General features: G+C 62.7%; 20 protein-coding genes. All 20 read right to left on the bottom strand.

All coding sequences use genetic code 11. The features are described 5' to 3' along the window. Nucleotides 1-13: 13 nt before the first annotated feature. The 20 genes from B5F28_RS01610 to B5F28_RS01515 all read right to left on the bottom strand — a co-directional run bounded on the left by B5F28_RS01610 (nt 14) and on the right by B5F28_RS01515 (nt 23,473). Nucleotides 14-1,156, bottom strand: coding sequence for a glycosyltransferase family 4 protein (locus B5F28_RS01610; protein ID WP_087292611.1), 1,143 nt, complete (start codon nt 1,154-1,156; stop codon nt 14-16). 28 nt (nt 1,157-1,184) lie between these two features. Continuing rightward, on the bottom strand, nt 1,185-2,252 hold the full coding sequence (locus B5F28_RS01605) for a bifunctional glycosyltransferase family 2/GtrA family protein (protein ID WP_087292608.1): 1,068 nt from the start codon (nt 2,250-2,252) through the stop codon (nt 1,185-1,187). A gap of 37 nt (nt 2,253-2,289) precedes the next feature. Then, nucleotides 2,290-4,452, bottom strand: coding sequence for a DUF2142 domain-containing protein (locus B5F28_RS01600; RefSeq protein ID WP_158097481.1), 2,163 nt, complete (start codon nt 4,450-4,452; stop codon nt 2,290-2,292). 22 nt (nt 4,453-4,474) lie between these two features. Beyond that, a complete protein-coding gene (gene araD, locus B5F28_RS01595) occupies nt 4,475-5,164 on the bottom strand; it encodes an L-ribulose-5-phosphate 4-epimerase AraD (protein ID WP_087292602.1) in 690 nt (229 codons plus the stop codon). A gap of 4 nt (nt 5,165-5,168) precedes the next feature. Further along, nucleotides 5,169-5,678 carry a KdsC family phosphatase gene (locus tag B5F28_RS01590; protein WP_247643373.1) on the bottom strand — a complete coding sequence of 170 codons (510 nt, stop codon included), beginning with the start codon at nt 5,676-5,678 and terminating at the stop codon, nt 5,169-5,171. 7 nt (nt 5,679-5,685) lie between these two features. Next, nucleotides 5,686-7,236, bottom strand: coding sequence for an aldolase catalytic domain-containing protein (locus B5F28_RS01585; protein ID WP_087292596.1), 1,551 nt, complete (start codon nt 7,234-7,236; stop codon nt 5,686-5,688). Between the two features lie 25 nt (nt 7,237-7,261). Continuing rightward, complete coding sequence (locus tag B5F28_RS01580) at nt 7,262-7,993, bottom strand: 3-deoxy-manno-octulosonate cytidylyltransferase (protein ID WP_087292594.1); 732 nt, start codon at nt 7,991-7,993, stop codon at nt 7,262-7,264. Nucleotides 7,994-8,105: 112 nt separating this feature from the next. Next, the gene (locus B5F28_RS01575) at nt 8,106-9,101 is read right to left on the bottom strand and encodes a polysialyltransferase family glycosyltransferase (RefSeq protein WP_087292591.1); all 996 of its coding nucleotides are present in this window, start codon (nt 9,099-9,101) and stop codon (nt 8,106-8,108) included. A gap of 2 nt (nt 9,102-9,103) precedes the next feature. After that, nucleotides 9,104-10,405 (bottom strand): ABC transporter ATP-binding protein, encoded by a 1,302-nt coding sequence (locus B5F28_RS01570; RefSeq protein WP_087292588.1) that lies wholly within the window; start codon nt 10,403-10,405, stop codon nt 9,104-9,106. A 15-nt stretch (nt 10,406-10,420) separates the two neighbouring features. After that, on the bottom strand, nt 10,421-11,290 hold the full coding sequence (locus tag B5F28_RS01565; protein ID WP_087292585.1) for an ABC transporter permease: 870 nt from the start codon (nt 11,288-11,290) through the stop codon (nt 10,421-10,423). A gap of 49 nt (nt 11,291-11,339) precedes the next feature. After that, nucleotides 11,340-12,404, bottom strand: coding sequence for a glycosyltransferase family 2 protein (locus B5F28_RS01560; protein ID WP_087292582.1), 1,065 nt, complete (start codon nt 12,402-12,404; stop codon nt 11,340-11,342). Nucleotides 12,405-12,576: 172 nt separating this feature from the next. After that, the gene (locus tag B5F28_RS01555; protein ID WP_158097480.1) at nt 12,577-13,635 is read right to left on the bottom strand and encodes a glycosyltransferase family 2 protein; all 1,059 of its coding nucleotides are present in this window, start codon (nt 13,633-13,635) and stop codon (nt 12,577-12,579) included. 44 nt (nt 13,636-13,679) lie between these two features. Beyond that, nucleotides 13,680-14,723 carry a glycosyltransferase family 2 protein gene (locus B5F28_RS01550; RefSeq protein WP_087292576.1) on the bottom strand — a complete coding sequence of 348 codons (1,044 nt, stop codon included), beginning with the start codon at nt 14,721-14,723 and terminating at the stop codon, nt 13,680-13,682. Between the two features lie 27 nt (nt 14,724-14,750). Then, nucleotides 14,751-16,940 carry a glycosyltransferase gene (locus tag B5F28_RS01545; protein ID WP_087292573.1) on the bottom strand — a complete coding sequence of 730 codons (2,190 nt, stop codon included), beginning with the start codon at nt 16,938-16,940 and terminating at the stop codon, nt 14,751-14,753. 3 nt (nt 16,941-16,943) lie between these two features. Next, nucleotides 16,944-17,951 (bottom strand): glycosyltransferase family 2 protein, encoded by a 1,008-nt coding sequence (locus tag B5F28_RS01540; protein WP_087292570.1) that lies wholly within the window; start codon nt 17,949-17,951, stop codon nt 16,944-16,946. 28 nt (nt 17,952-17,979) lie between these two features. Beyond that, nucleotides 17,980-18,981 carry a glycosyltransferase family 2 protein gene (locus tag B5F28_RS01535; protein ID WP_087292567.1) on the bottom strand — a complete coding sequence of 334 codons (1,002 nt, stop codon included), beginning with the start codon at nt 18,979-18,981 and terminating at the stop codon, nt 17,980-17,982. A 30-nt stretch (nt 18,982-19,011) separates the two neighbouring features. Next, complete coding sequence (locus B5F28_RS01530) at nt 19,012-20,025, bottom strand: glycosyltransferase family 2 protein (protein WP_087292564.1); 1,014 nt, start codon at nt 20,023-20,025, stop codon at nt 19,012-19,014. Continuing rightward, a complete protein-coding gene (locus tag B5F28_RS01525) occupies nt 20,022-20,972 on the bottom strand; it encodes a glycosyltransferase (protein WP_158097479.1) in 951 nt (316 codons plus the stop codon). Before B5F28_RS01525 ends, B5F28_RS01530 begins: the two co-directional genes overlap by 4 nt. Beyond that, on the bottom strand, nt 20,969-22,234 hold the full coding sequence (locus tag B5F28_RS01520; protein ID WP_087292558.1) for a glycosyltransferase family 4 protein: 1,266 nt from the start codon (nt 22,232-22,234) through the stop codon (nt 20,969-20,971). The genes B5F28_RS01525 and B5F28_RS01520 overlap by 4 nt, the downstream gene beginning before the upstream one ends. A gap of 3 nt (nt 22,235-22,237) precedes the next feature. Beyond that, nucleotides 22,238-23,473, bottom strand: a complete 1,236-nt coding sequence (locus B5F28_RS01515) for a glycosyltransferase (RefSeq protein WP_087292555.1) — start codon at nt 23,471-23,473, stop codon at nt 22,238-22,240. Between the last annotated feature and the right edge of the window lie 5 nt (nt 23,474-23,478).

Here is a 23,478-nt window from a genome sequence, read left to right as displayed (position 1 = left end):
TGCAGTCAGGTTGTTATGCCCCGGCAAGCCGCAGAAGCTCGCGGGTCACGGCCTCCCAGGTGAAGTGCTCCTCCAGCCGGGCGGCGGTCTTTCGGGCCGCGGTCGCACCCCATGCGTTGTCCGTCAGGCAGCGTTTCAGCGCGGCGGTCAGCGCCTGGGGGTCCACTCCATCCAGCTGGATGCCGTAGCTCTCGTCCGGCAGAAGCTCGTCGCTGCCGCCGGTGCGGGTGGTCAGAATGGGGCAGCCGCAGGCCGCCGCTTCCAGAAAGGTGGTGGGGAAGCCCTCGGCATAGTAGGTGGGCAGACAGTACAGCTGAGCCTGGGCCAGCAGCTGCATGGCCTGGGCATAGGGCACAGCGCCCGCCAGATGGACCTTCGGCGGGCAGTTTTCCCGCAGTCTGGCCAGCAGCGGACCGTCCCCCGCCACCACCAGGCTGCACCCGGTCAGCTCGGCATGGGCAAAGGCCTCGATCAGCTCGGCCACACCCTTTTCCGGAATCACCCGACCCAGAAAGACCACCAGCTTTTCGTCGGCGGGCAGGCCCAGCCGGGCCCGCCAGTCCACCGCGTCCGGCGCGTGGGCCAGCGCCCGAACCTCAGCAGGGTCCACCGCGTTGTACAGCTGGCCGGCAGGCTTGATGCCGAAATGCTCCAGCCAGCGGCACACCGCCCGGCTCACACCGAAAAAGCGGGGCCGGCAGGCCTTCAGCCAGACCGCCGCCAGATGCTCATAGCAGGCCCCCGCTGCGTTCAGCAGCGAATTGCCCATGGGAAGATGGCCGGTGGAATGGTCCACCACAATGGCGGGAATGGCCCGCTTTTTGCACTGGCGGGCAGCGTACAGGCTGCTGATGTAAAAGCGGGTGTTGATGATACAAAAGCCGATGGGCTCGGCCCAAAGCTGCTTTGCCAGCGACCGGAATGCCCGCCCCGGTTTCAGCACCGGAAAGCGGCCGTTCATCAGCGGCCAGACCGGCAGCCGGTAGATACGGATGCCGTGCTCGTCGGTCTCAAACTCCGGCAGGCCGGGCAGGGCGCTGGTCACCACGATGGCGCTGTGTCCCGCGTCCACCACCCGGCGGGCCAGGTTGAAGGTATACCGCTCCACCCCGCCCACGGTGGGCAGGTACTGGGCGGAGAAAAAACAGATGGTCACGAAGCGAACCTCCCGTGCACGGCGGGCGTTACGCCCCGCGCTTTTTGTAAACGAACTCCCGCTGGATCTGGAAGCTGATGAAGAACAGGAACACGTCCACGCAGATCTTGATCACCAGCTCGGAGAAGCCGCCGGTCAAGGCGTACAGCAGGCTGACCAGCCCGGCGGAGCAGGCCATCTGCACCACAGCCAGCACAAAGTATTTGCCCGCGGCCATGCCGTGGTGCTCCCGGCTCTTGAACACCAGTTTGTAGTTCAGCAGGTAGTTGTAGGTGGCCGAGATCACCCGGGCAAACACAGTGGCCAGGGTGATGTACAGGGTTCCCTCCACAAAGGGATTCAGCAGCATGCAGAACAGGCTGAACAGCACCAGGTCCACCACGCTGGAGGACAGGGAGGAGAATAAAAACTTGCCGAACACCGCGTAGATGCGGGCGGAATCCCGCAGGGGATTGAAATGGCTGGTCTTGTTTTCCTCGATGTACACCGTTTCGATGGGCACCTCCACAATGGGCACCCCGGCATCCTTGGTGTCGATGAGCATGTTGGATTCAAACTCGAACCGCTCGCCGCCGGAATGCATCAGGGTCTTCATGAAGGAGGTGGGGATGGCCCGCAGGCCGGTCTGGGTGTCGGTGATGGAAAGGCCCACCAGCGCCTTGAACACAAAGCGGGTGCATTTGTTGCCGAAGCTGGAGCGCAGCGGCACATCCTTCTCGTCGAAGTCGCGGCAGCCCAGGATCAGGGCGTCCGGCCGCTCGGTGAGGGCCTTCATCACCTTCAGGATGCACTCGGGGGTATGTTGGCCGTCGGAATCGGCGGTCACGCAGCCGGGGGCGTCCGGCCAGGTGTTCAGGCAGTAGTTGAAGGCGGTCTTGAGCGCGCGCCCCTTGCCCAGATTCACCGCATGGCGCAGCACCGGGCAGCCCCAGCGCTGCTGGGCTTCTTCAAAGAAATGGGCGTAGGCGGGGCCGCTGCCGTCGTCCACCAGAACGATGTTCCGAATGCCCGCCGCGTGCAGCTGCTCCAGCAGGCGGGGCAGCTTTTCATCCGGCTCCAGCGAGGGGATGATCAGAGGAATTTGCTTGTAATCCATAAAATATCGTACTCCTTAACGGATGGCGTATGGCCGTTTACCGGGCCAGAATGGAAAGAAAAGCATTGAGAAGGACCAGAAGGTCCACAAGAGTCACCGCGTAGATCAGGCCGCGGGTGCAGTCGGTCTGCAGCAGCAGCCGCTTGGGCCGGGCCAGCAACAGCAGGCACAGCACCGGCAGGAAATAGCGGCCCTGCAGCCCGTAGATGGTGGTGTAATAGGTGGGGGTCCAGGAGATGCAGCCCAGCACCGCCAGACCGCAGCAGGCAAGCCCCACCAGCAGGCAGAGAGCCTTGGCCCACACCGGCAGCTCAAAGCCGGGCTGCAGCCAGGCCAGAGCCAGCAGGATCATCAAAGCGGCCACCCAGGTCCAGGCGATCTGTACGCCCGGGTCAAAGTAACTCAGGGTACCGCCGATCAGGGTCTTCACGTAATGGTCGCCGTTTTCCACCACCGAGCGGATGGCCAGCTCCAGGGTATCCAGCGGATGAGAGAGGATATAGGGCAGGGTGTAACAGACGCTGTCGTCCTGCACCGGAGCCTCTTCGGAGGGTTGAGCAGCGGGCTCTTCACTGGTTTGCACCGCGGAAGAGGTGCTTTCCGGCGTGCTCTGGGCCGACTCGGCAGTGCTTTCCGCCGTCACAGTCACTTCAGAAGAAACGCTGGTGGAGGCCGCGCCCGCTGCCACCTGAGTGTTGCCGCTCATAAAGTCGTTCAGAATCACCTGACCGCCTGCGTTAAAGAAGAAGCACACCAGGCACAGGGCCAGGAATCCACCCTTGACCGCCTTGGAATAGTGGCCCAGCCGGGCGGCAGGGATCAGAAAGACCAGCAGTGCCAGCGGGAAATATACGATCTTGGAGGGCACGATCAGCAGCCCGGCCAGCGCGGGCAGGATCAATTGCTTCCAGCCGAGCTTCTCCCGGGGGCCGAAGGCCAGGTCCAGCACCAGTGCCGCGAACAACAGGCAGAGTGCCAGCAGATTGGAGTCCCGGCTGTAGGAGGCGGCCAGATGCAGCGTCATGGGCAGCAGGGCCACCGCGGCGAATACCGCCTTGGCTACCGGGGTCCGCTTCACCGCCCAGGCCGAAAGAAACGCGAAGAATACAAGGTTTGTGAGCCTGCCAAGGAACAGGGTGGGGATGAAGCCCAGCCGCAGCAAAAAGCCCGCCAGCACCCCGAGGGCGCTGATCCAGTACATGGTGTAGCTGGAATCCACCTGATACTCGTCGTAGTCCTGGGTGTGGGTGAAGGGGTCGGAGTTGGTGGTAAGCAGATTCTTGGCAATGTGCTGCCAGGTGAATACCGTGGTCTCGCCGTCCTGCACGATCACATCCACATCCGAGGGGCGGCGCAGGCTGCTGTGGATCTGGCTCTGGGCCACCGGCAGATAGGGGTTGTAGATGGTGGAGGCCAGAGTGAAGCTCTGGTTGATGTGGAACTGCTCATCCGGCGCGGAGTAGGGGGGCAGCACCATGCTGAACAGAATGCCCAGCGCCAGCACAAAGCAGAAGACCATCCGGTGCAGAGGGCATTTCTGCCCGGTGAACAGCCACCATCCGGCACCGATGAGGATCAGCGCCAGCAGGGCAATGACCCAGTAGAACTTGGTCACGAAGCCGCCGATCTGGGCGTAAACGCCCAGAATGGCCAGCATGCCCTCGGTGGGCTGGCCGTTCACAGTCAGGCCCAGGCCCGCCCCGTTGGGGGTGGGGGTGTAGCCGATGAGCAGCCGCCCCTCACCGGTGTAGTGGGCCGTCAGGCTTACCCGGTAGTGGCGCTCGCCCGCCTCGGTCAGCTCTACCGGCCGGGAAAGCCCCAGCGTGGTGTAGTAGGCCTCGGTGGTGTCCAGAATGTTGCTCATGTCGCCCTCGCTGGTGGCCAGCACCTCGCCGGTATCCAGATCGGTGAGGGTGAGCTCCAGCACGCCTGTGGGGCCCTCATCGCCTGCCTTCTGTACCTTGAAGGCAAAGCCGATGTAAAGCAGATCCCGGTCACAGACGAAATCCTGGGTCACGGTGTCGTCAATGAGGGCGAATTCGCTGAACTGGTCGTTGATCATCCAGCTGCGGCTCTTTTCGCCGTTGCCCCGCACATGGGTGAGCCAGACGCAGGCAAAGATGAAAAAGGCCACAGCCAGCAGCACCGCACCGCCCAAAAGGCGGCGGTGGCGCTTGATTTGGGTGAGAAGTTTTTCCATGGGGAAACCCTTTCCGGTTGAATTATTTGCCCGCCTGGCCATAGTAGGCGCCCGGGCCGTGCTTGCGCAGGTAGTGCTTGTCCAGCAGGTAGCCGTCCACCGGCTGCGCACCCAGCATAAGGCTGTGGTAGGCCATCATGGCCACCTCCTCCAGAATGATGGCGTGCTCCACTGCGTCGGCGGCGTCCCTGCCCCAGGTGAAGGGGCCGTGGGCCTTGACCAGCCCGGCGGGGATGGATTCGTAGCAGTCCACGCAGGCGGCGGCCAGCACCAGACCGGTGCTGGTCTCGTAGTCGCCCTCAATCTGCTCTTTGGTCAGGGCAGGAGCGCAGGGCACCGGGCCGTAGAAGGTGTCGGCATGGGTGGTGCCGAGAGCCGGGATCTCCCGCCCGGCCTGGGCGAAGATGGTGGCCCACCGGCTGTGGGTGTGGACCACGCCGCCGATGTTGGGAAAAGCCCGATACAGCTCCAGATGGGTTTTGGTGTCGGACGAGGGGCGCAGTTCGCCCTCCGCCATGCTGCCGTCCGAAAGACGCACCACCACCATGTCCTCCGGGCGCAGGGTATTATAATCCACGCCGGAGGGCTTGATGGCGAAGACACCGGCCTGGCGGTCCACCTGGCTGGCGTTGCCCCAGGTGGCAAGGCAGAGGTTTGCTTTGGGCAGGGCCAGATTGGCGGCCCAGACCGCCTGCTTCAATGCTTCATACATGGGCTCACACCCCCGCGCCGAAGGCGGCGTTCACGGTCTGCTCAAACAGGCCAGCGTCCTTCAGCAGCTTTTCCACCGCACCGCGCACCGCGCCCTCGCCGCCCTTCTGGGGGCAGATGTAATGGGCGATGGCCTTCACCTCGGCGGCAGCGTCGGCGGGGCAGGCCACGAAGCCGCACAGCTTCATGGCCGCCATGTCGTTCCAGTCGTCGCCCACATAGGCCACTTCCTCACGGGCAAGGCCCTGTTCGGCCAGGAAGGCGGCAAGGTACTCCGCCTTCTTTTTGCAGTTCTGCACGCAGTAGTCCAGGTGCAGCTCGGCGGCACGGCGGCGCACCGGCTCGCTCTCCCGGCCGGTGAGGATCATTACCTTGATGCCGGCGGTGCGGGCGATTACAAGGCCCGCGCCGTCCTTTACGGAAAATTTCTTGGTTTCGTTACCGGTGGAATCCAGATACAGCCCCCCGTCGGTGAGGGTGCCGTCCACATCCAGCACAAGCAGCTTGGTCTGCATGGGCATGTTACTCCTTTTCGTAATAGCTGGGGGTCACGAAGCGCACGCGCAGCTCCTGAGCCCGGATGGCCTCGGCCATGGCGTGGTTGTAATCCGCGCCCCGCAGGGTGTGGTTCTTCATGCGGGGGTCACAGTAGTTGTCGCCCGCGGGGCCGTAGCCGTCCGCACCGGCAATGGCAGCCTCGTCCACGCCCAGCTCGGCCAGCAGGTGCAGCAGCATGATCAGGCTGTTGGCGCCCTTGTCGAAGGCACCGGCCAGGCTGTTGTAGTCCAGCCGGTAATCCGCATCGCCCTGCAGGTTGCTGGTGGCGATCACCGCGCAGGGGCAGCTTTCCAGCTTTTCGAAGCGCTTGCCGTTGGTGAAGAAGGCGAAGTCCGCCTTGTAGTGCTCCGGCACGAAGTTGGCGCTGATGATGACCGGGCGGTTTTCGGCAATGTAGGCCTCAATGGTTTCCCGGTGGGTGTCCAGCGTCTGGCCGGGGGCCAGGGCCAGGATCTTCCGGCCGGCCAGCAGCTCGGCCAGCTTGGCCCGGTCGGCCGCGTCGTCCAGCGCGCTGCCCTTGTACTGGGCATACAGCTCGTCCGCATAGGCAGCGTCAAAGGCGGTTTTCTTTTCGGGGGCGATGCGGCTCAGGATGTGGTTGATGTCCCGGTTGGACAGATCACCCTTGCCCAGCAGATGCTCGGCGTAGTTGCGATGCAGGTTGTACCGGGCGGACAGGAAATAGGGCGGGAAATAGCCCCAGGGCTCCTTTTCCCGGATGGGCATGATCTGATCCTGAATGGCGTCCAGCATGCAGTCGATGTCGTACTGCTTGCCGAAGTTCAGGTTCAGGTAATCGGCGATCAGCTCGATGCACAGGTTGCCGGGGGTGCGGCCCATGCCCAGAAGGCTGGCGTCCACGATCACATCCCGGTTCAGGTGCTTGTTCACAAAGCTCTGGGCCAGGCTGGAGCTGAGGGCCATGTTCTCGTGCAGGTGCAGGCCCAGGGTGATGTCCTTGGCCAGGTTGTTGTCCACCAGGCTCACGATGCGGTCCAGGTCCTGCTGGCGCATGCTGCCGAAGGTGTCCACGATGGAGAAGGCGTAGGGGTGCAGCTTGTTCACCTGCTCCACCAGCCAGAGCACGCCCGCGTCCGAGTAGCCCATGATGTTGATGGGGTTGCAGCTGATCTTGTAGCCCTTGTCCTGGGCCTTTTTGCAGAAGGCCAGGCCCTCCTCGATGTCGTAGTCGTGGAAGGTCACCCGGATCAGGTCGATGCCGGTGCCGTCCCAGGGCTCCAGATTGTCAATGTCGTAGAAGTTGTGCAGGGCCATGCCGCTGAACATCACGTTTTTCCGGTCGGCGGGCAGAATCTTCTTCAGCTCGGCCACCGTGTTCCAGCGGGTGCAGTCCGGGTCATAGTCCACGTTGCGCAGAAAGCCCACCTCCACGATGTCGGTGCCCGCCTTCACCAGGCTGCGCACGATGTCGCGGATATTCTCGTAGCCGAAGCGCCATTCGTTGATGTAACCGCCGTCCCGCAGGGTGCAGTCCAGAAGTTTGAGGGTATGCATAAAAGCAGCTCCTTTCCGGCAAGTATCAGTTGCCGCGCTGTTTCAGGATATCACACACGATGTCCACGTCCTTGGGGGTGTCCACCGATACGGTTTTGTAGGGGGAGACCACGGCATGCACGGTGTGGCCGTTTTCAATGAAACGCATCAGGTCGTTTTCCTCGGCTTTTTCCAGTGCGCTCTTGGGGGTAGCGGCGTAGAAGTCCAGCGCCTTTTTGCTGAACAGCTGGATGCCGGTGATCTTCTCGTATTCAAAATCCGCCGTTCCCTTCGGGTAAGGGATGGGGCTGCGGGAGATCAGCAGGATCTCCCGGCGGGCATTGCAGGCCACCTTCTGGTTGGAGAAGTCAATCACATCCGCCGGATGGTCCATGATGTTGGTCACGCCCGCCACATAGTAGGGGTCCTCGGGCAGGGTGTCCGGCAGGATCAGGTCGAAGGCCCGGGCATCGATCAGGGGCTCGTCGCCCATGATCTGCAGGTACAGGTCCGCATCCAGCATGCAGCTCACCTCATGGATGCGGGCGGTGGGGGTGTCGTGGTCGGCCCGGGTCATCACCGCGGGCATCTCGTATTGGCGGCAGACCTCCCTGATCCGCTCGTCGTCGGTGGCAATCACCAGGTCGTCCAGCTTTTTGCACTGCTTTGCCGCCTGGTATACCCACCAGATCATAGGTTTGCCCAGAATGTCGGCCAGGGGCTTGCCGGGCAGACGGCTGGACTGGTACCGGGCGGGGATCACGCCGATGATTTTCATAGGAATAACCTCCTTGCGGGTCCGCAATAAAAACGATGGAGCGGGCCGCTTGATTTCATAGTAAAGCCTTGGTATGAACAAATTATGAGCGCGGGACGCTCGGCGTACACAATCAGGAAAGCAGGTCCAGGGCCTGGGTAAGGCTCAATTCCAGCTTTTCGTCCGTCACTTCCAGCGTTTTCAGCACGGTGGATTCCACCGTCACCGCCTTTTTGAACCGGAAGGGCAGCGCAAAGTTCAGCACCTCGCTGGGCATGGTGCGCTCCAGAATCACCGCCTCCGGGAACAGGCGCGAATAATCAAAGGTGTCCCGGGGATGGGTCTTGATGAAGAGCGGCCCGCCGTGGCAGTGGGCCTTCACCACGGCGGTGAACATTTTTTGCTGGGTCTCGCCGTCCAGAAGCCCTTCGGACACAAAGTCCCGGGGCAGAAACAGCACCGCGCCCTCGGCGGTTTCGGGCAGCGGCCGGGTGAGAAACACCTGCCGAACCAGCGCCTTCTGTTCGTCGGTGAGCCGGTGGAACCGGTCGGACTTGGAATCCTCCCGCAGCTTTTGGGGGAACAAGGGCGTTCTGGCGGCGCACTCGGTCTCCACCGCCGTGACCCGCTTGTAGTCGCCCCAGTACAGATAACCGTAGCCCAGCTTCTGCCGCAGCTTGAAATGGGGCAGCGCCCGCTGCTGGTCGATCAGCGGATGGTCCGGGTGGCAGGTGCTGGCCATGGTGTCCTCGCAGAGCACGTAGGGGGCTTTCAGGTCCTGCAAATACCGGCCCAGCACGCTCCAGTCGTTGTGGATGTAGATGGCCGCGTAGGCCTTGGGGTCGATGGAAAAGCCGTAGTATTTTTCCACGTTGCGGCGGCCCATCACCCGTTGCAAAAGCAGCGTGCGCAGAAAACCGGTCTGGATGGCATTGCCGCAGGCCTCTTCGTCAAAAACCCGTACACAGCGGAACAGGCCGGTGGCGGAAAGCCGCCCGGCCAGTTCTTCGGTGTTTGGGATGACACTGCTCAGAATGAGGTCCGGGGGCACCGTGTCCTTCATGGCCCGGACCAGCTCCACCAGCACCTGATAGGCGGTGTGGCAGATGTATAAATTGGGCAGACCCATCGTCAGTTTACCTCATTGGATTCAATGACCACCGGCGGGAAGTGGATGTGACCCCAGCCGCTGGACCACTCCGGCAGGGTGCGGTCCATGTTGGTGATCTCGAAGGCGAATTCCTGGGCGGGTTTGTCCAGGCAGGCGGCGTTGGCCAGCTCCCGCTCGAACACGTCCAGGTAGAAGAAATACTGCCCCTCGCTGAAGATGGAGGTGTCCACCGTGAACACGGTGGAGTAGCGGCGGCCCGGCTCGGCCTCGCCCAGGGTGATGGGATGGGTGATGCCCACGGGCGTGGAGTCCCGGTAATGGAAGTTCAGCTTCATGTTCACCGCGTCGAAGTGCTGCATGACCTGCCAGTCGATGCGCACCCGCAAGGGCTCGCCGGCGGCGAACACGCTGCTTTCCTTGTCCAGGAAGGTCAGCCGCTCCACCCGCAGCCGCTTGCCCGCGCTGGAGCTCATGCGGCCGATCTCGCGCAGGTCATAGTCCACCACGTTCACGTCGGTGGTGTCCATGTATACGGCGATGGCGTCGTCCACGTTGCCGTCGAAGATCACCTTGCCCTTGTCCAGCACCACGCAGCGGGTGCACAGCTGGCGGATGGTGCTCATGTTGTGGCTCACATACAGAACGGTGCGGCCCTCCTGGCCCGCCACGTCGCTCATTTTGCCCAGACACTTCTGCTGGAACTTCATGTCGCCCACGGCCAGGACTTCGTCCATCACCATGATCTCACTGTCCAGATGGGCGGCCACCGCGAAGGCCAGCTTCACGAACATACCGCTGGAATAGCGCTTTACAGGGGTGTCGATGAAGTCGCCGCATTCCGAGAACTCGATGATCTGGTCCAGCTTGGAATCAACCTCGGCCTTGGTCATGCCCAGAATGGCGCCGTTCATGTAGATGTTTTCCCGGCCGGTCATCTCCTGATTGAAGCCGGTGCCCACCTCCAGCATGCTGGCGATGCGGCCCTTGATCTTGATTTCGCCCTCGGTGGGGGCGGTGATGCGGCTGAGCAGCTTGAGCAGGGTGGACTTGCCCGCGCCGTTGCGGCCGATGATGCCCAGCGCCTCGCCCTTGTAAACGGTCAGGTCCACGCCGTTCAGCGCCATGAAGGTCTGGCCGAACAGGCGGGTGTCAGTGCCGATGGGCAGGTTGGGGTCCTCCTTGCCGCGGATGCGGGCCCACCAGCTCTGCAGGTCGGCGGTGAGGGTGCCGCCGCCAATCTGGCCCAGTTTATATTGCTTCTTTACGCCGGATACCTGAATGACAGGCTCTTTGCTGTGTACCGGCTCGCTGTGATTGGACATGCAAAAATCCTCCTGTTATACGGTATCCATAAAGGTCTTTTCAATGCGGCTGAACAGCACCACGCCGATGGCCAGCAGGACCACGGTCACAATCAGGCTGTAGACCAGTCCGGTGGGGTCCACGCTGCCGCAGCCCAGCAGAGCCATGCGGAAGGCCTGCACCGGGGCGGTCATGGGGTTCAGGTTCACGATGGCGCTCAGGATGGGCTGGTTCGACAGGCTGGTGGTGGAGTACACCACGGGGGTGGCATACATCCACAGCTGCACGCCGAAGGTCACGGCGATGGCCAGGTCACGGTATTTGGTGGTCAGGCTGGAAACGATGATGCCCACAGCCAGGCCCAGCAGCATCACCTGGATGATGCACACCGGCAGGTAGACGAGCCATACGGTCATGCTCAGATGACCGAAGGCCTCCTGATTGAAAAAGAAGAAGACCCAGAACACCAGGAACATGGCAAACTGAATGAAGAAGTTGATCGCCGCCGTGAGCACCTGGGACAGAGGAATGGTCAGGCGGGGGAAGTAGACCTTGCCGAACATGCCTGCGTTTGCCACAAAGGTGTTGGCGGTGTTGTTGATGCAGGCGGCGAACATGGTCCACAGGGTATTGCCGGCCATGATGAACAAGAAGCTGGGCGCACCCTCGGTGGGCAGCCCGGCGATGCCGCCGAAGATCACATTGAACAGGATGGTGGTGATGAGGGGATTCAGCAGAATCCACAGCGGGCCCAGAATGGTCTGCTTGTAGATTACCGCAAAGTTGCGCTTGGTGAACAGGGTCACCAGGTCCCGGTAATGCCAGAGTTCTTTCAGGTCGATGTCGAACCAGCCGGTGCGGGGTTTCACAACGGTGGTCCACTGTTGTTCGTTGGAATGAGCCATCAGTGTACTTCCTCTTGTCAGAATAAATGAAAAACGGTCGGGGTGCAGGTCAGAACATCACGGGTGGTTTTGTGCCGGTGCGCAGCCTGCGCAGATGCCAGCCCGCCCAGTAAACGCGGTGGTACCAGCGGGACTCCTTCAGCATCAGCCCGCCCAGCCGGGCGGTGAGAACGGTGCAATTGCCGGCCATGAGAGGCACAAAGGGGCTGTAGCAGCCAAGGGTACGGGCGGTATCGATCAGCCTTCGGGCGGTGGGGTGGCGCAGATGCTGCCGCGCGATGGCCAGCCCATGGGGCTGGGCAAGATCCACCGAAAGGCCGCCCGCCAGTGTTTTCACCAGGTGGAGCACGATGCGGGTAAAATCCTCCCGGGGCAGGGGAAAATCCCGGCTGAACCAATCCAGCACTTGCTCCGTGAGCCAAAGCTCGTTTTCGCAGTAGCAGGGCTTGAGCCGGTAGGTGACGCTGGAGTCGTTGCCGTCCTCATAGTAATAGAGCGGCTGTACGCTCAGAGAAAAGTTCCCCTGCAGATGAAGACGGAACCAGAGCCGCAGGTACTCCATGGAGAACTGTACATCCTCGCCGTAGGTGATGCCCGGGGTGAACAGAAGCCCACAGCTACGAATCAGCTCCAGATGAAAGAGCTTGTTCCAGATGTAATATAAATGGCTTTCCAGATACAGCTGCCCGGCCTTTTGCAGCGGAAAGCGGGCAAAGTCCGCCGAAGCCTTGCTGTTGGCAAGCTCCTCCGGGCGGGAGGTGTACCGCCAGAGGATCAGATCCTCCGGCCGGTTTTCCTGTGCGGCGAGCACGGTGGAAAGAAGGTGAGCGGGCCAGGCATCGTCACTGTCCAGAAACAGCAGATATTCGCCCCGAGCCAGTGCCATACCGTTGTTGCGGGCAGCGGCGCTGCCTTGATTGCTCTGATTTTTCAGCAAAAAGCGGCTGTCGCGCCTGCAATAGGCTTCGCAGATGGAGGCGCTGCCGTCGGTGCTGCCATCGTTCACCAGAATGCATTCCCAATCGGAGCAGGTCTGGGCCAGAACGCTGTCCAGGCAGCGGGCCAGAAAGGACTGGGTGTTGTAGATGGGAATCACCACGCTGATCTTTGGCATAATTCCTCCTGCTAAGCCGTTCAAACATGGAAAATAACGCCCTGTGCGCTGCCGCAGCAGGGCGTACTAAGATAGTTTATTATAGCATATCATGCCGTAAGCTGCAATAAAACGGGGAATCAGCCGACGGGGCCCAAGACGAAAAAAACAGAAGAAACGGCAACATTTTTATTCACTGCAGTAGGGCCTTCCAGCGCAGGTATACGGTGTGCATGCATAGCCAGTGGAACTTCCAGTAGAACCAGCGGCGCTCTGTCAGCCGGTTCTGGTCCAGCGTAACGGCCAGAGCGGTCCAGCGCAGGCGAAGCGGTACATAGCGGGATTCAAACAGCCGGTTCTCTTTGAAAAAGGCCATCAGGCGGGCGTATTCCGGGCTCTTGTAAAAAAGTGCTGCGCTTTTGCGCCGCTGGGCCGGGGGCGTGCAGTAAAGACCGTACAAAACGGTGTTCAGATATTCCATCACGGGCAGCCGCAGCTGCTGCGGCGGGGCATGATACACATGCAGGCAGTCCTGAAGGAACCGGTCAAACATCTGATAATGGGCGGGCTCCAGCTGGTTTTTGGTGCTTTTGCTCAGGCTGGTTTCGTTGCCGGATTCGTAATAATAGAGCGGCCGGGTAATGTAGAGCAGCTCCCCGTTGGGAACCTGCGCGGAAAAATGCCGCAGATATTCGTTCATAAAGGGCCGGTCCTCGTAGCAGTGCAGCGATGGATCGAACCGCAGGCCGGCCTGCTCCACAAGCGCCCGATTCAGCAGCTTTCCCCAGGGGGTGGGGAAGGGGGCGTTTTCGCAGAAAAGGCCGATTTCGCTCACGGAAAAACGGCGCAAAGCTGTCGGGTCCGGGTGCTGGAGCAGGCCATCCGGCTCGAAGACCGCGGCGAAAAACACCAGGCCGCGGGGGTTTTCCTGCTGTATCTGCCGGATCAGCTCCAGTGTGCAGGGGGCAATGGCGTCGTCCGCGTCCACAAACAGAAGCCAGGGCGCAAGGGCTGCATCCAGCCCGGCATTTCGGGCAGCGGAAGCACCGGCGTTCGGCTGGTGGATGACCCGGAACCGGCGATCGTTGGCGGCGTATTCATCGCAGATGAGCGAAGAACCGTCGGAAGAGCCGTCGTCCACCAGAATGCACTCGAAATCCGGGCAGGTCTGGGCCGCAACGCTGTCCAGGCAGCGACGCAGGTATTTTTCGGCGTTGTAAACAGGAATGATAATGCTTGCAAACGGGACCATAAGATACTCCTTTTGGATGCAGGGCGGAGGATTGGCCGAGAACGTTAACGGTTCCAGTTTCCGCCAAGCAGATAATAAAAGAGCCAGTAAGTGCGCCAGTAGGAGCGCCGCCCCTCTTCCTCGGCGCGGATCACGAACCGGGCCAGAGCAGCGCTGCGCCATCGAAAGGGCAGGTAATAGGGGCTGAAGGTGTGGTTTTCCTTCAGGCCGTCCAGCAGCTCGGTCACGCCCTCGTGCTGCAGAAGGCTGTGCCCCTCGGCCTTGTTTTCAAACAGAAGGCCGAAGGCCAGTGTATGCAGCGCATGCTGGTAAAAGGTGGCCATGTTCTGAGCCGGGCAGTGATAAAGGGTCTTGCAGTCGTGGGCAAAACGCAGGAACAAAGGCAGCTCCACCTGGAAATACTGCTGATAATGCACGGATTTTTTGGAAACGCTCATGTCGTTTTCGTCGCTCCAGTAATAGAGCGGAGCGCGCAGAAAATGCACAGCAAAGCCCGGCCGCAGCCCGGCAAGCCGGGCAAGATATTCATACACAAAGGGCAGATCCTCGTGCCCGTTGCGGATGGAAGCGTCGAAGCGAAGGGGCGAGGGGGATTCCAGCACGCTGCGCTCAAACAGCTTGTTCCATACCGGCGGGAGCATGAAGGTGCAGTAAAGGGAACCGAATTCCTGCTGGGAGAAAAGAGTCTCGCCCGCAGGCATCGGGGCGGAAAATTCCGCCGGGTCACGGGTATAAGGCCACATCACAAGCCCGCCTTCCGTGCTTTCGTAGCAGGCAAGCGCCCGGGTGATGGTTTCGGGATGGATGCGGTCATCCTGGTCGCAGAACAGAACGAATTCCCCGCGAGCCGCGTCAAGACCCGCATTGCGGGCACTGCACACGCCCCCGTTGGACTTGTGGATTACCCGAAAACGGGGATCGTGGCGGGAGATTTCGTCGCAAAGAGCGCCGGAGCCGTCGGAGGAACCGTCATTCACCAGGATACATTCGAAGCTGGAGCACTCCTGCCCGGCAATGCTGTTGATGCAGGCGGGCAGAAATTTTACGCAGTTGTACACCGGAACGATAATGCTGATTTTGGGCTGCAAGGGAACACTTCCTTTATTTGATAAAGTTTACAGGTGATTTGCGAAACCGGCGAAGGTCCGGTAGTAGCTCTGCTGGGAAAAATCCTGCGCCCGGCGCACACCGGCTGCGGCCATCTCGGCCCGGCGGGCGGGCTCGGTTTTCAGAGCAAGGATGGCTTCGGCGATCTGGCCGGAAAGCTCAGGCACACCGGGCACGGGGGTGCATTCGCCGTCCCAGATCTCATCCCGGCGCAACAGCACCGCGCCGCTGCCCTCCAGATATTCCGGCATGCCGCCGCTGTCGGTGGCGATCACCGGGCAGCCGCAGGCCATGGCCTCGATGGCGGTGATGCCCGCCGGCTCCTCCCACAGCGCGGGGAAGCAGGCGGCGTCCGCCATGCGGTAATAGGCGGGCAGTTGTTCATTGGGCACAAAGCCGGTAAAGACGATCCGCTCACCCAAAGCCTCGGCCTGCTTGCGCAGTTCGGCAAAGAAGGGGGAATCGGCCTGCCCGGCAAAAAAGGGCGAGCCGATGACCGCCAGCTTCACGGCGGGGTCCTGGATCTGCCGCATGGCCTGCACCAGCCGGTGGATGCCTTTTTCCTCGCACACCCGGCCGCAGAACAGCACCACAAAGTCCTGTTCCGCAAGGCCCAGGCGGCTGCGCAGCTGTGCCCGCTCGTTTTCCGCGGCAGGAGCAGGGCAGAAGCGGCCGGTGTCCACGCAGTTGGGCAGCAGCACCGCCCGGTCGGCGGGCAGTGCGCTGGAGGAGAGCCAGGCCCTGCGCACATAGTCGCTGATGGCCAGCACCCGGCCGAACTGAGCGTCCAGCTTGGGGCTGCTGTATGCTACCCCATGCAGGTGCGCCGCCATTTTTTCGGCGCCGAAGCAGGCGGCGGCCTGCTGCCAGGCGTCCAGCTGGCCGCCCTCCACCGAATAAAGGTCGGCGTTCAGCCGCTTTAGAAAGGGCAGGGGGTAATGCTGGTATTCCTGCCAGTACACCGGCCGCCCGGTTAGCTTTGCCAGCCGGTAACGGACCCGGTGCACGAGGGAACGCACCCGCCCAGCGGGGGGCACGAAGAAGATCAGCGACTGGGAAAACCGGGCCGAAGCCGCCGCGGCCTCCTCGTCCAGACGGCAGACAAAGGCCAGCTCCAGCTGCCGCTGGGTCTGGTTTTCCTCCATCAGATGGGTGGCCAGGGTCTCCACCGCGCCGCCCTTCACGGCAGGCACCGGAAGCTCGGGCGGCAAAAGCAGGGCGACCCGGGGCGTTTCGCTGCGGTCAGGCAGGGGCAACGGCCGGGTGCACCAGCGCAGGCAGCTGAGCTTTTCGGTCAGCGAAAGCTCGCCGCAATGTTTTACAAGGGGCAGCAGGCAGCGCAGCTCCGCCTGGGCACCGTGCCAGCGGGCGGCGATGGGCCAGGTCAGTTCGTTTTTCGCTCCGGCGCACAGGGCCAGATACCGACGGAAACAGGCGGCCAGCGCCTTGTCCAGCAGGGCCTTGTCCATGCCCTGGTCCCGGAAAAACCGGCACCAGTCGGCGTGGGCGGTCACCCCGTCAAAGCTGCCGGGGCTGATGCCGCTGCGGCAGATGCTGCCCTGGCGCAGCCGGTAGCGGTAAAGGGGAGCGTCCAGGCAGGCCACCGTTTCACAGGCGGCGAACAGCCGGTGGGCCACCGCGTCGTCCTCGTGGATGAGCCCCTCCGGGTAGCGCAGCTGCTCCCACAGGCTGCGTTTGTACAGTTTGTTCCAGGCCACCGTGTAGCAGGTGGCGTTGGGCCCGAAAAATTCCGCCAGCAGCGCCTTGCCGGAAAAGCTTCCGGCAGCGGCGGGGGCGGTGATCTCGGGGTGCTCCAGCGGCGTGCCGTCATCGTTCACGTCCTCCACCGCGCAGAGGGCCATATCCGCCCCCGAGGAACACAGCGCGCTATAAAGCTGCTCCAGATAATCCGGCGCGATCAGATCGTCGGAATCCACAAAGGCGAGAAGCTCGCCCTTCGCGGCGGCAATGCCGGAATTGCGGGCGGCGGAAAGCCCGCCGTTTTTCTGGTGAATCACCCGCACACGGCTGTCCTGTTCGGCATAGGTGTCGCACAGCGCGCCGCAGCCGTCCGGGCTGCCGTCGTCCACCAGAATCAGCTCAAAATCGGCAAAGGTCTGGCCCAGAATGCTCTGCACGCAGGCGGGCAGAAACTGCTCCACCTTATAAACCGGGACGATCACGCTGATGCGGGGCATGGCTCAGGCCTCCTTTTTGCGGTCCATTTTTCCCCGGGCGGCGGCCAGCTTGTAGCACAGCGCGGGGCTTGCACAGAACAGCACCGCCCGCAGCTTTTCAAACCCGGCCACGTGGGGGTTCGAGAGGATGCGGGGCAAAAGCTTGTTCAGCTTTTTCTTGTGCAGGGCAAAGCCCGCTTTCAGTTCGCCGGACAGCGGTCCCGCCAGGTTGGCGTGCACGTAGAACAGGTAGAACACCTGCCAGTAACGGGCCACCGCCCAGGCGGCCAGATCCTCGTAGCCGGTCTTGCCGGTGAAAAAGTCTACCCAGCCGCCGTACAGGCGCAGATCGTCCAGCCGCTTGGCCGAGAAGGCCAGGGCGGTCATGCTGCCGGTGCGGGTGCGGTAGTAATAGAGCGGCTCATTGGAGAGCACGACCTGGTTGCCGTCGTAGATCTTGTCCATGATGTTGGCGTCGTCGCCGTAGAACATGGTCTCGTCGTGGCGCACGTTTTTGAACAGCCGGGCGTCGTACAGCTTGTTCCAGGTGACCATGGAGTACATGCCGCCGTTCTTGAACACGTCCAGAAACTGCTCCAGCGCGTCGTGGCGGCCCAGGAATTCCTCGGGCAGGGTCACGCCCCGCTCGAGAAAATTGCCCTCCTCGTCGATGCACACCGCGCCGCAGGATGCCAGCGGGCAGCCGCTTTCCTTCACGGTGCTGTACAGGGTTTTCAGAAAATCCGGATGCAGCAGATCGTCGGAATCCACATAGCTGATGTAGTCGCCGGTGGCGGCGTCCAGCCCGGCGTTGGCGGCGGATGCAGGCCCGCCGTTTTTCTTGTGTACCACCCGGATGCGGGGGTCGGTTTTCGCCAGCTGATCACAGAGCTCGCCGCAGCCGTTGGGGCTGCCGTCGTCCACGAGGATCAGCTCAAAATCGGCAAAGCTCTGGTTTAGAATGCTCTGTACGGTCAGGGGCAGATAGTCCTTGGCGTCGTATACGGTGGTGATAATGCTGATGGCGGGCATGGAATGCCTCCTTCTTTGATCGTTCGGGTCAGCGCTTGCCCTTCAGGCGCAGGGGCAGCAGGGCGCGCCCGGCGTTTTTCTTGGCGGCGGCTTTGCGCAGCCAGCCGTTGTAAAGGCCCTCCCGGCCCTCCAATTGGGTCATCAGGGCGGTGTGCCACATGGGGTTTGCGAACAGCTTTTCCAGCCCGGCCTTGCGCTCCTCCAGGGTATAGGGCTTGGAGGAGTCGGTGAGCAGGTCGAAGAAGTTCACGGCGTCCCAGGGCAGCTGAGCGGCGGCCAGCTGGGGATACAATTCGCTCTGGCCGCACTGCTCCAGAAAGCGCCGCACCCCGTGCAGCACCCGCTGGCTGGTCTCCATATTGTCCAGAGTGGCGGCGCGGGTCAGAGTCTGGGCATGCCGCCAGTATTCGTAGTAGATGCCGTCCAGATGCTCCATCTTGCCCAGGTTGGCAAAGTAGGAAAAGTTGAACTGGATGTCCTCGCCGGTGCGCAGGGTCTCGTCCAGCTTCAGGCCCAGCCCCTTGATGAGCTGGGTGCGGTAGACCTTGTTGCACAGCGAGAAGAACTGATTGGCCCGGTAGTAGTCGATGAAGTGGGGCCAGAACTCCTCCAGCGAGGCGGCGGCAAAGGCCGGGTAGACCGCCTCGGTGAAGCCGGTGTCGCTGCAGAAGGAGAAGTTGAAGCTCACCAGATCCAGCTCCCGGTTCTCCATGGCCTGCACGGTCTTTTCAAAGGCCTTGGGCAGCAGCATGTCGTCCGCGTCCACAAAGGTGATGTAACGGCCCTCGGCCGCCTGAATGCCCGCGTTCCGGGCCGCCGCCGCGCCTTTGTTGGGCTGGGTCAGCACCCGAACCCGCTCATCCTTGCGGGCGAACTCGGCGCAGAGATCAGCGGTGCGGTCGGTGGAACCGTCGTTCACCAGAATCAGCTCGAACCAGGCAAAACTCTGGTCCAGCACGCTCTGTACGCTTTTTTCAAGATATTCCTCCCCGTTGTACACGGGCATGATACAGCTCAATACAGCCGCCATAAATATGTTTGCCTCCTTGGGAAAAAAGAATCATAGGGCATGGCTGGTGCTGCACCGCAGCCAGCACCAGAGCGCCATGGGCAGGGCCAGCCGCAGCCCCACGCAGATACGGTAGGGCAGGGCCATCAGCCGGTTTTGGTCCGCCGCCAGCCAGTCAGCCAGCGTCTTGCGGGCAGCGGGCAGGGCCAGCATCCGGGCAAAGGCCTTCCGGTAGCCCCGCAGGGAAAGGGGACCCTTCCGGCTCATCAGCACCGACATCTGAGCCACGGCCACGTTGCCCTGCCGGGCAGCGGCCAGAGCCTGAGCGCCGGCCTCATCCAGCCCGTAATGGGCAGCGAACGCGAGCAGTGCCGCCCGGGTGGCCTGCTCGGCGTCCAGCAGGTCCGCACGCAGCGACCGGGAGAGCGAGCCCTCGCCGGTGTGGTCGCAGGCATAGAAGTTGGTGGGAATGAACCGCACCGGCCCGCAGCGCCGCAGGGCCAGCAGGTTGAACAGAAGGTCCTCGTTGATCTTGAGAGCCGGGTCAAAGCGCACCGGCCCGATCACATGGGCCTTGTAGATCTTATTGTAGGGGGCCGCGAACTGGCCGGTGGTCACCAGATACCGCTCGAACTGGTCTGCCAGTTCTGTGAGGCTCTCGTAGGCTGCATCCGGCAGGGGCGGTTCCGGCGTGTAGCCGATGTTCTCCACCCCGAAAAACAGTACGTCCGCGCCCTCGTCCAGAATGGGCAGCGCAGTTTTGTACAGACCGGGCAGCACCCAGTCATCCGCGTCCACAAATTGCAGATACCGCCCGGCGGCGGCGTCCAGGCCCGCGTTGCGGGCGGCGCTGGCCCCGGCGTTCTTTTGATGGATCACCCGCACCCGGCCGTCCTGCTCAGCAAGCCGGTCGCACAGCGCGCCGCTTCCGTCCGGGCTGCCGTCGTCCACTAAAATCAGCTCCAGGTCGGCGGGCGCCTGGCAGAGGATGCTCCGGGCGCACTTTTCCAGAGTGCCCTCGGCCTTGTAGACCGGCACGATCACGCTGATGGAAGGCTGATTCATGGGTTTCTCCCTCCCGTGAATTTGCGGATGACCAGCGCAAGGCACCGGCCGATAAAGTAAAAGGGGAACAGTGCCTTTGCGGAGAGGGCCATGCCGCCCATCAGCCGCACAAAGGGCCCGAGATCGCCGTATTTGATTCGGTCGATGAAGGGGTAAAAGCTGCCTGCGCACAGGCACTTGGCAAAGGAGTATTTGCCCTGCCAGTAGCGGCGGCTGGCGTTCACCACATCCAGAAAATCCGCGTATTTTTTCAGGGCACTCTGGGTGCCGTTGTAGTTCTGGTGGTTTTCGTCGGTGCCCGCCACCCGGTAGGCGGAAAGGGCCTCGTCCATCACAAACACCTTGCCCCGGTCCAGATACAGCATGCACAAAGCAAAGTCCGCGATGCTGCGGTTGGCGGTCACGTAGTCGTAAAGGGCCTTGTCAGCCGGGTCAAAGATGTTTTTCACAAGGCAGGCGGTGCAGGAATAGGTCACGCCGGAAAGGAACAGCTCCATGGTGGCGTCCTTGCCCAGAATGCGCGCATCGTCCGGCAGGGTGCCGTAGGTGTTGCCTGCGTCGTCAGTAAGAAGCAGGGTGTGGCTCACCGCCAGATAGTCCGGGTGAGCGCGCAGAAAATCCACCTGCTTTTGCAGCTTGTGGTCGTCCCGCCACCAGTCGTCGCCCTCCAGGGTACAGACATACTGGCCCTTGGCGGCGCACAGGCCCTGGTACCAGTTGCGGCTGATGCCCACGTTTTCCTCGCGCAGGTTCAGCCGGATAATCTCGGGGAAGCGGGCAGCATAATCCTGCAGAATGGCGCGGGTGCCGTCCGAGCCGCAGTCCTCGGAGATGTAGATTTCAAAGGGAAAATCGGTCTTCTGGGCCAGCACACTGTCGATGGCCGTGCCGATGTAGCGTTCCTGATTGTAGGTGGTGATGAGTACCGTCACCAAGGGCTGGTTCACGGTCTGACCTCCTTTGCTTCGCAAAGCTGGTTGTAAAGGGCCATCTGCGCGGCGGCAATGGCCTTGGGGTCGTGGTCCGCCAGCGCCCGGGCCCGGGCGGCCTTGCCCATGGCCTCGGCAGCGATGGGATCGTCCAGCAGCGCCAGCACCGTCTCGGCCAGCTGGCCGGGCTGGGCGGGGTCGAAGAGCAGGCCTTCCTTGCCACTTTCCAGCATGCTGGGGATGCCGCCCACATTCGCGGCGGCGCAGGGCATGCCCAGAAGCATGGCCTCGCCCAGCGAGTTGGGGCTGTTCTCCACGCTGCTGGGCATCAGAAAGACGCTGCTTTGCAAAAAGCAGGTCTTCATGGCGTCGGCGCTCAGCACACCGGTGTAGCGGATGCGGTCGGCCACGCCCAGACGGCGGGCCAGAGAATCCAGATAGCCGGAATACTCCGCCAGCCAGTTCATCACCGGGCGCAGCAGCACGCCCTTCTGGGGCGGGGGCCAGCCCGCCACATCCACCTGCACATCCGGGTAACGGGCGGCGATGGCGGGCAGCGCCTCGATCACCCGATGCAGTCCCTTCAGGGGAATGTTGCCCTGGCTCACAAAAATGCGGGGACGGCGCAGCACATCCCGCTGCCAGCCGCCCTGATAAAAGGCCGGGCGGAGAATCTCATTCAGCTTGTAATACCGGGCGGCAGGGTTCACCGAGGCGGCAAAGGTCTTGTCCCATTCGGTGCGGCCCAGCAGGTTCTGAGCCAGCAGAAAGGCCTTTTTCTCCGCTTCGCCCTTTTCCAAAAGGCCCTCCCGCAGCTGGCGCACGGTGGCGCCGCCGGTTTTGGCGGCCAGGCGCTCCTTGAGCCGCTGGCGGCGCAGAAAGCGGGGCGGCAGGCCGTCGGCCATGTGCTCGCCGCAGGGCCCGGCCAGTCCCTGGATATAAAGCAATGTTTTCTGGGGCGCAAAGCTTTCCAGCGCCCACACCGCGTGGTCGTTCTCGGTGCCGAAGATCTGCAACAGGTCCGGTTGCTCGGCGGCCAGCGCCGCCTGCAGGGCCTCCTTGCCGCCCGCGGCGGGCAGGGCCAGATACACCGCCCCGCCGATCTCCCGCCGCTGGGTCTCGCTCACCGCCGGGCTGTAGGCGCACAGGATGAGCCGCACCGGCTGCTTCTCCAGCGCCTGCTGCAGGGCCATCACCCAGCTGCCGCTGGCCTGCACCGGCAGGTCCAGCGCCCGGGCCATGGGCGGGGGCAGAAAATTCAAAAGCCAGAATACCGTCATGGTTCAGCCTCCAAGGGTTTCCTCCAGGCAGCGGGCCGCCGCCTGGGGCGTGTTGGATTCAAAAAGCCGTGCCGCTTCCTCAAAGGGCAGGCGGCTGCGCCCCTTTTCGGCCAGAAAGGCCGAAAGCCGGGCAAGGACCTCCGGCCCGGCGCCCTCGGATTCCAGCAGGGTCAGGGCCAGGGGCCAGCGGTTAAAGTAGGGGCGGCAGGGGTCGTTTTTCAGCTTGGCCAGATGCAGCACCGGCCGGCCCGCCGCGAAGTATTCAAAGATCTTGCTGGGCACCTGGTTGTCCACCCCGTTGCCCAGGCTTAGTAGCACATCCGCTTTGGCCACCTCCTCCGCCGCTCGGACAGCGGGCAGCGGACCGGTGACGATCAGCCGGTCGCCCAGAATCTTCCGGTAGGGCTCCAGCAGGTCGGCGGGGTAGTTCTCCCAGCCGCCGCCCACGAACACCAGCTCCAGCTTCGGGTCGTTCAGCGCGCAGAACAGCTCCAGCGCGTAGTGGGGGGTGCGCAGGGTGGGGTACAGACTGCCCACGAACACGCAGCGCAGCCGCCCGCCTTCCCTCTGCACATGAGGCGCAGGGGGCGGGGGAACCAGACTGGGGAAGTCCAGCACACGGGCCTTGGCCGCATAGCTTTCCAGCGGTGCGCCGGGGGCGTAATATTGGTTCATCGCCGGGGCGATGAACACCGCGTCCAGTGCCGCCAGCAGCTCCTTCTCCCGCTCAAATGCGCCGGGGGCGGAGTAGCTGTGGTTGGCCGCATAGGGGTCCATCTGCCAGCTGGCCTTTTTGCCGCCGAAATCGGCAGCGGCCAGCGCGAAGCTGCCCGCGTAGGGGGCAGCCACCGCCACCGCCGCATCAAAGTGATATTGACGGTCCAGCGCCTCGATGGCTTTTTTCGCCGCTGAGATGCGCCGGGGCTTTTTCAGGGCGATCTGCCGCACCGCGGCCAGCGCCGCCGCCGGATGGGCGCAGAGCTTCAACAGCCGCAGCGGCACCGGGGTGCCACCCGGGTTGCCGAATTCCAGCACCCGGTTCATCACCCGCTCGTCCGCAAAGGGCAGCAGGGTCCGGGTGCAGCCGGGCTGCTCAGGGGGGACGGTCTCGCCGTCATACAGTTCCAGAAAATGGACCGTGTGCCCTTGCTGCGCCAGCAGCGCTGCCGCCCGCCGGGCAATGGCCGGGGTGGGGGCGAGGGGAAATTCCACACTGTCCAGAATGCAAAGCAGTTTCATGCAAA

Origin of the sequence: Gemmiger sp. An194, assembly GCF_002160145.1 — a bacterium.
In the GTDB taxonomy this organism is placed as follows: Bacteria; Bacillota; Clostridia; order Oscillospirales; family Ruminococcaceae; genus Allofournierella.
This window is presented reverse-complemented; position numbering and strand designations above follow the sequence as displayed.

Bases quoted from the DNA above. Each gene is read 5' to 3' on its own strand.
- B5F28_RS01520 (WP_087292558.1), bottom strand. From the start codon at position 22,234: ATGACGGTATTCTGGCTTTTGAATTTTCTGCCCCCGCCCATGGCCCGG.
- B5F28_RS01575 (WP_087292591.1), bottom strand. From the start codon at position 9,101: ATGGGTCTGCCCAATTTATACATCTGCCACACCGCCTATCAGGTGCTG.
- B5F28_RS01515 (WP_087292555.1), bottom strand. From the start codon at position 23,473: ATGAAACTGCTTTGCATTCTGGACAGTGTGGAATTTCCCCTCGCCCCC.
- B5F28_RS01570 (WP_087292588.1), bottom strand. From the start codon at position 10,405: ATGTCCAATCACAGCGAGCCGGTACACAGCAAAGAGCCTGTCATTCAG.
- B5F28_RS01600 (WP_158097481.1), bottom strand. From the start codon at position 4,452: ATGGAAAAACTTCTCACCCAAATCAAGCGCCACCGCCGCCTTTTGGGC.
- B5F28_RS01555 (WP_158097480.1), bottom strand. From the start codon at position 13,635: ATGGTCCCGTTTGCAAGCATTATCATTCCTGTTTACAACGCCGAAAAA.
- B5F28_RS01590 (WP_247643373.1), bottom strand. From the start codon at position 5,678: ATGCAGACCAAGCTGCTTGTGCTGGATGTGGACGGCACCCTCACCGAC.
- B5F28_RS01605 (WP_087292608.1), bottom strand. From the start codon at position 2,252: ATGGATTACAAGCAAATTCCTCTGATCATCCCCTCGCTGGAGCCGGAT.
- B5F28_RS01540 (WP_087292570.1), bottom strand. From the start codon at position 17,951: ATGCCCGCCATCAGCATTATCACCACCGTATACGACGCCAAGGACTAT.
- B5F28_RS01530 (WP_087292564.1), bottom strand. From the start codon at position 20,025: ATGAATCAGCCTTCCATCAGCGTGATCGTGCCGGTCTACAAGGCCGAG.
- B5F28_RS01535 (WP_087292567.1), bottom strand. From the start codon at position 18,981: ATGGCGGCTGTATTGAGCTGTATCATGCCCGTGTACAACGGGGAGGAA.
- araD (WP_087292602.1), bottom strand. From the start codon at position 5,164: ATGTATGAAGCATTGAAGCAGGCGGTCTGGGCCGCCAATCTGGCCCTG.
- B5F28_RS01545 (WP_087292573.1), bottom strand. From the start codon at position 16,940: ATGCCCCGCATCAGCGTGATCGTCCCGGTTTATAAGGTGGAGCAGTTT.
- B5F28_RS01560 (WP_087292582.1), bottom strand. From the start codon at position 12,404: ATGCCAAAGATCAGCGTGGTGATTCCCATCTACAACACCCAGTCCTTT.
- B5F28_RS01585 (WP_087292596.1), bottom strand. From the start codon at position 7,236: ATGCATACCCTCAAACTTCTGGACTGCACCCTGCGGGACGGCGGTTAC.
- B5F28_RS01565 (WP_087292585.1), bottom strand. From the start codon at position 11,290: ATGGCTCATTCCAACGAACAACAGTGGACCACCGTTGTGAAACCCCGC.
- B5F28_RS01580 (WP_087292594.1), bottom strand. From the start codon at position 7,993: ATGAAAATCATCGGCGTGATCCCCGCCCGGTACCAGTCCAGCCGTCTG.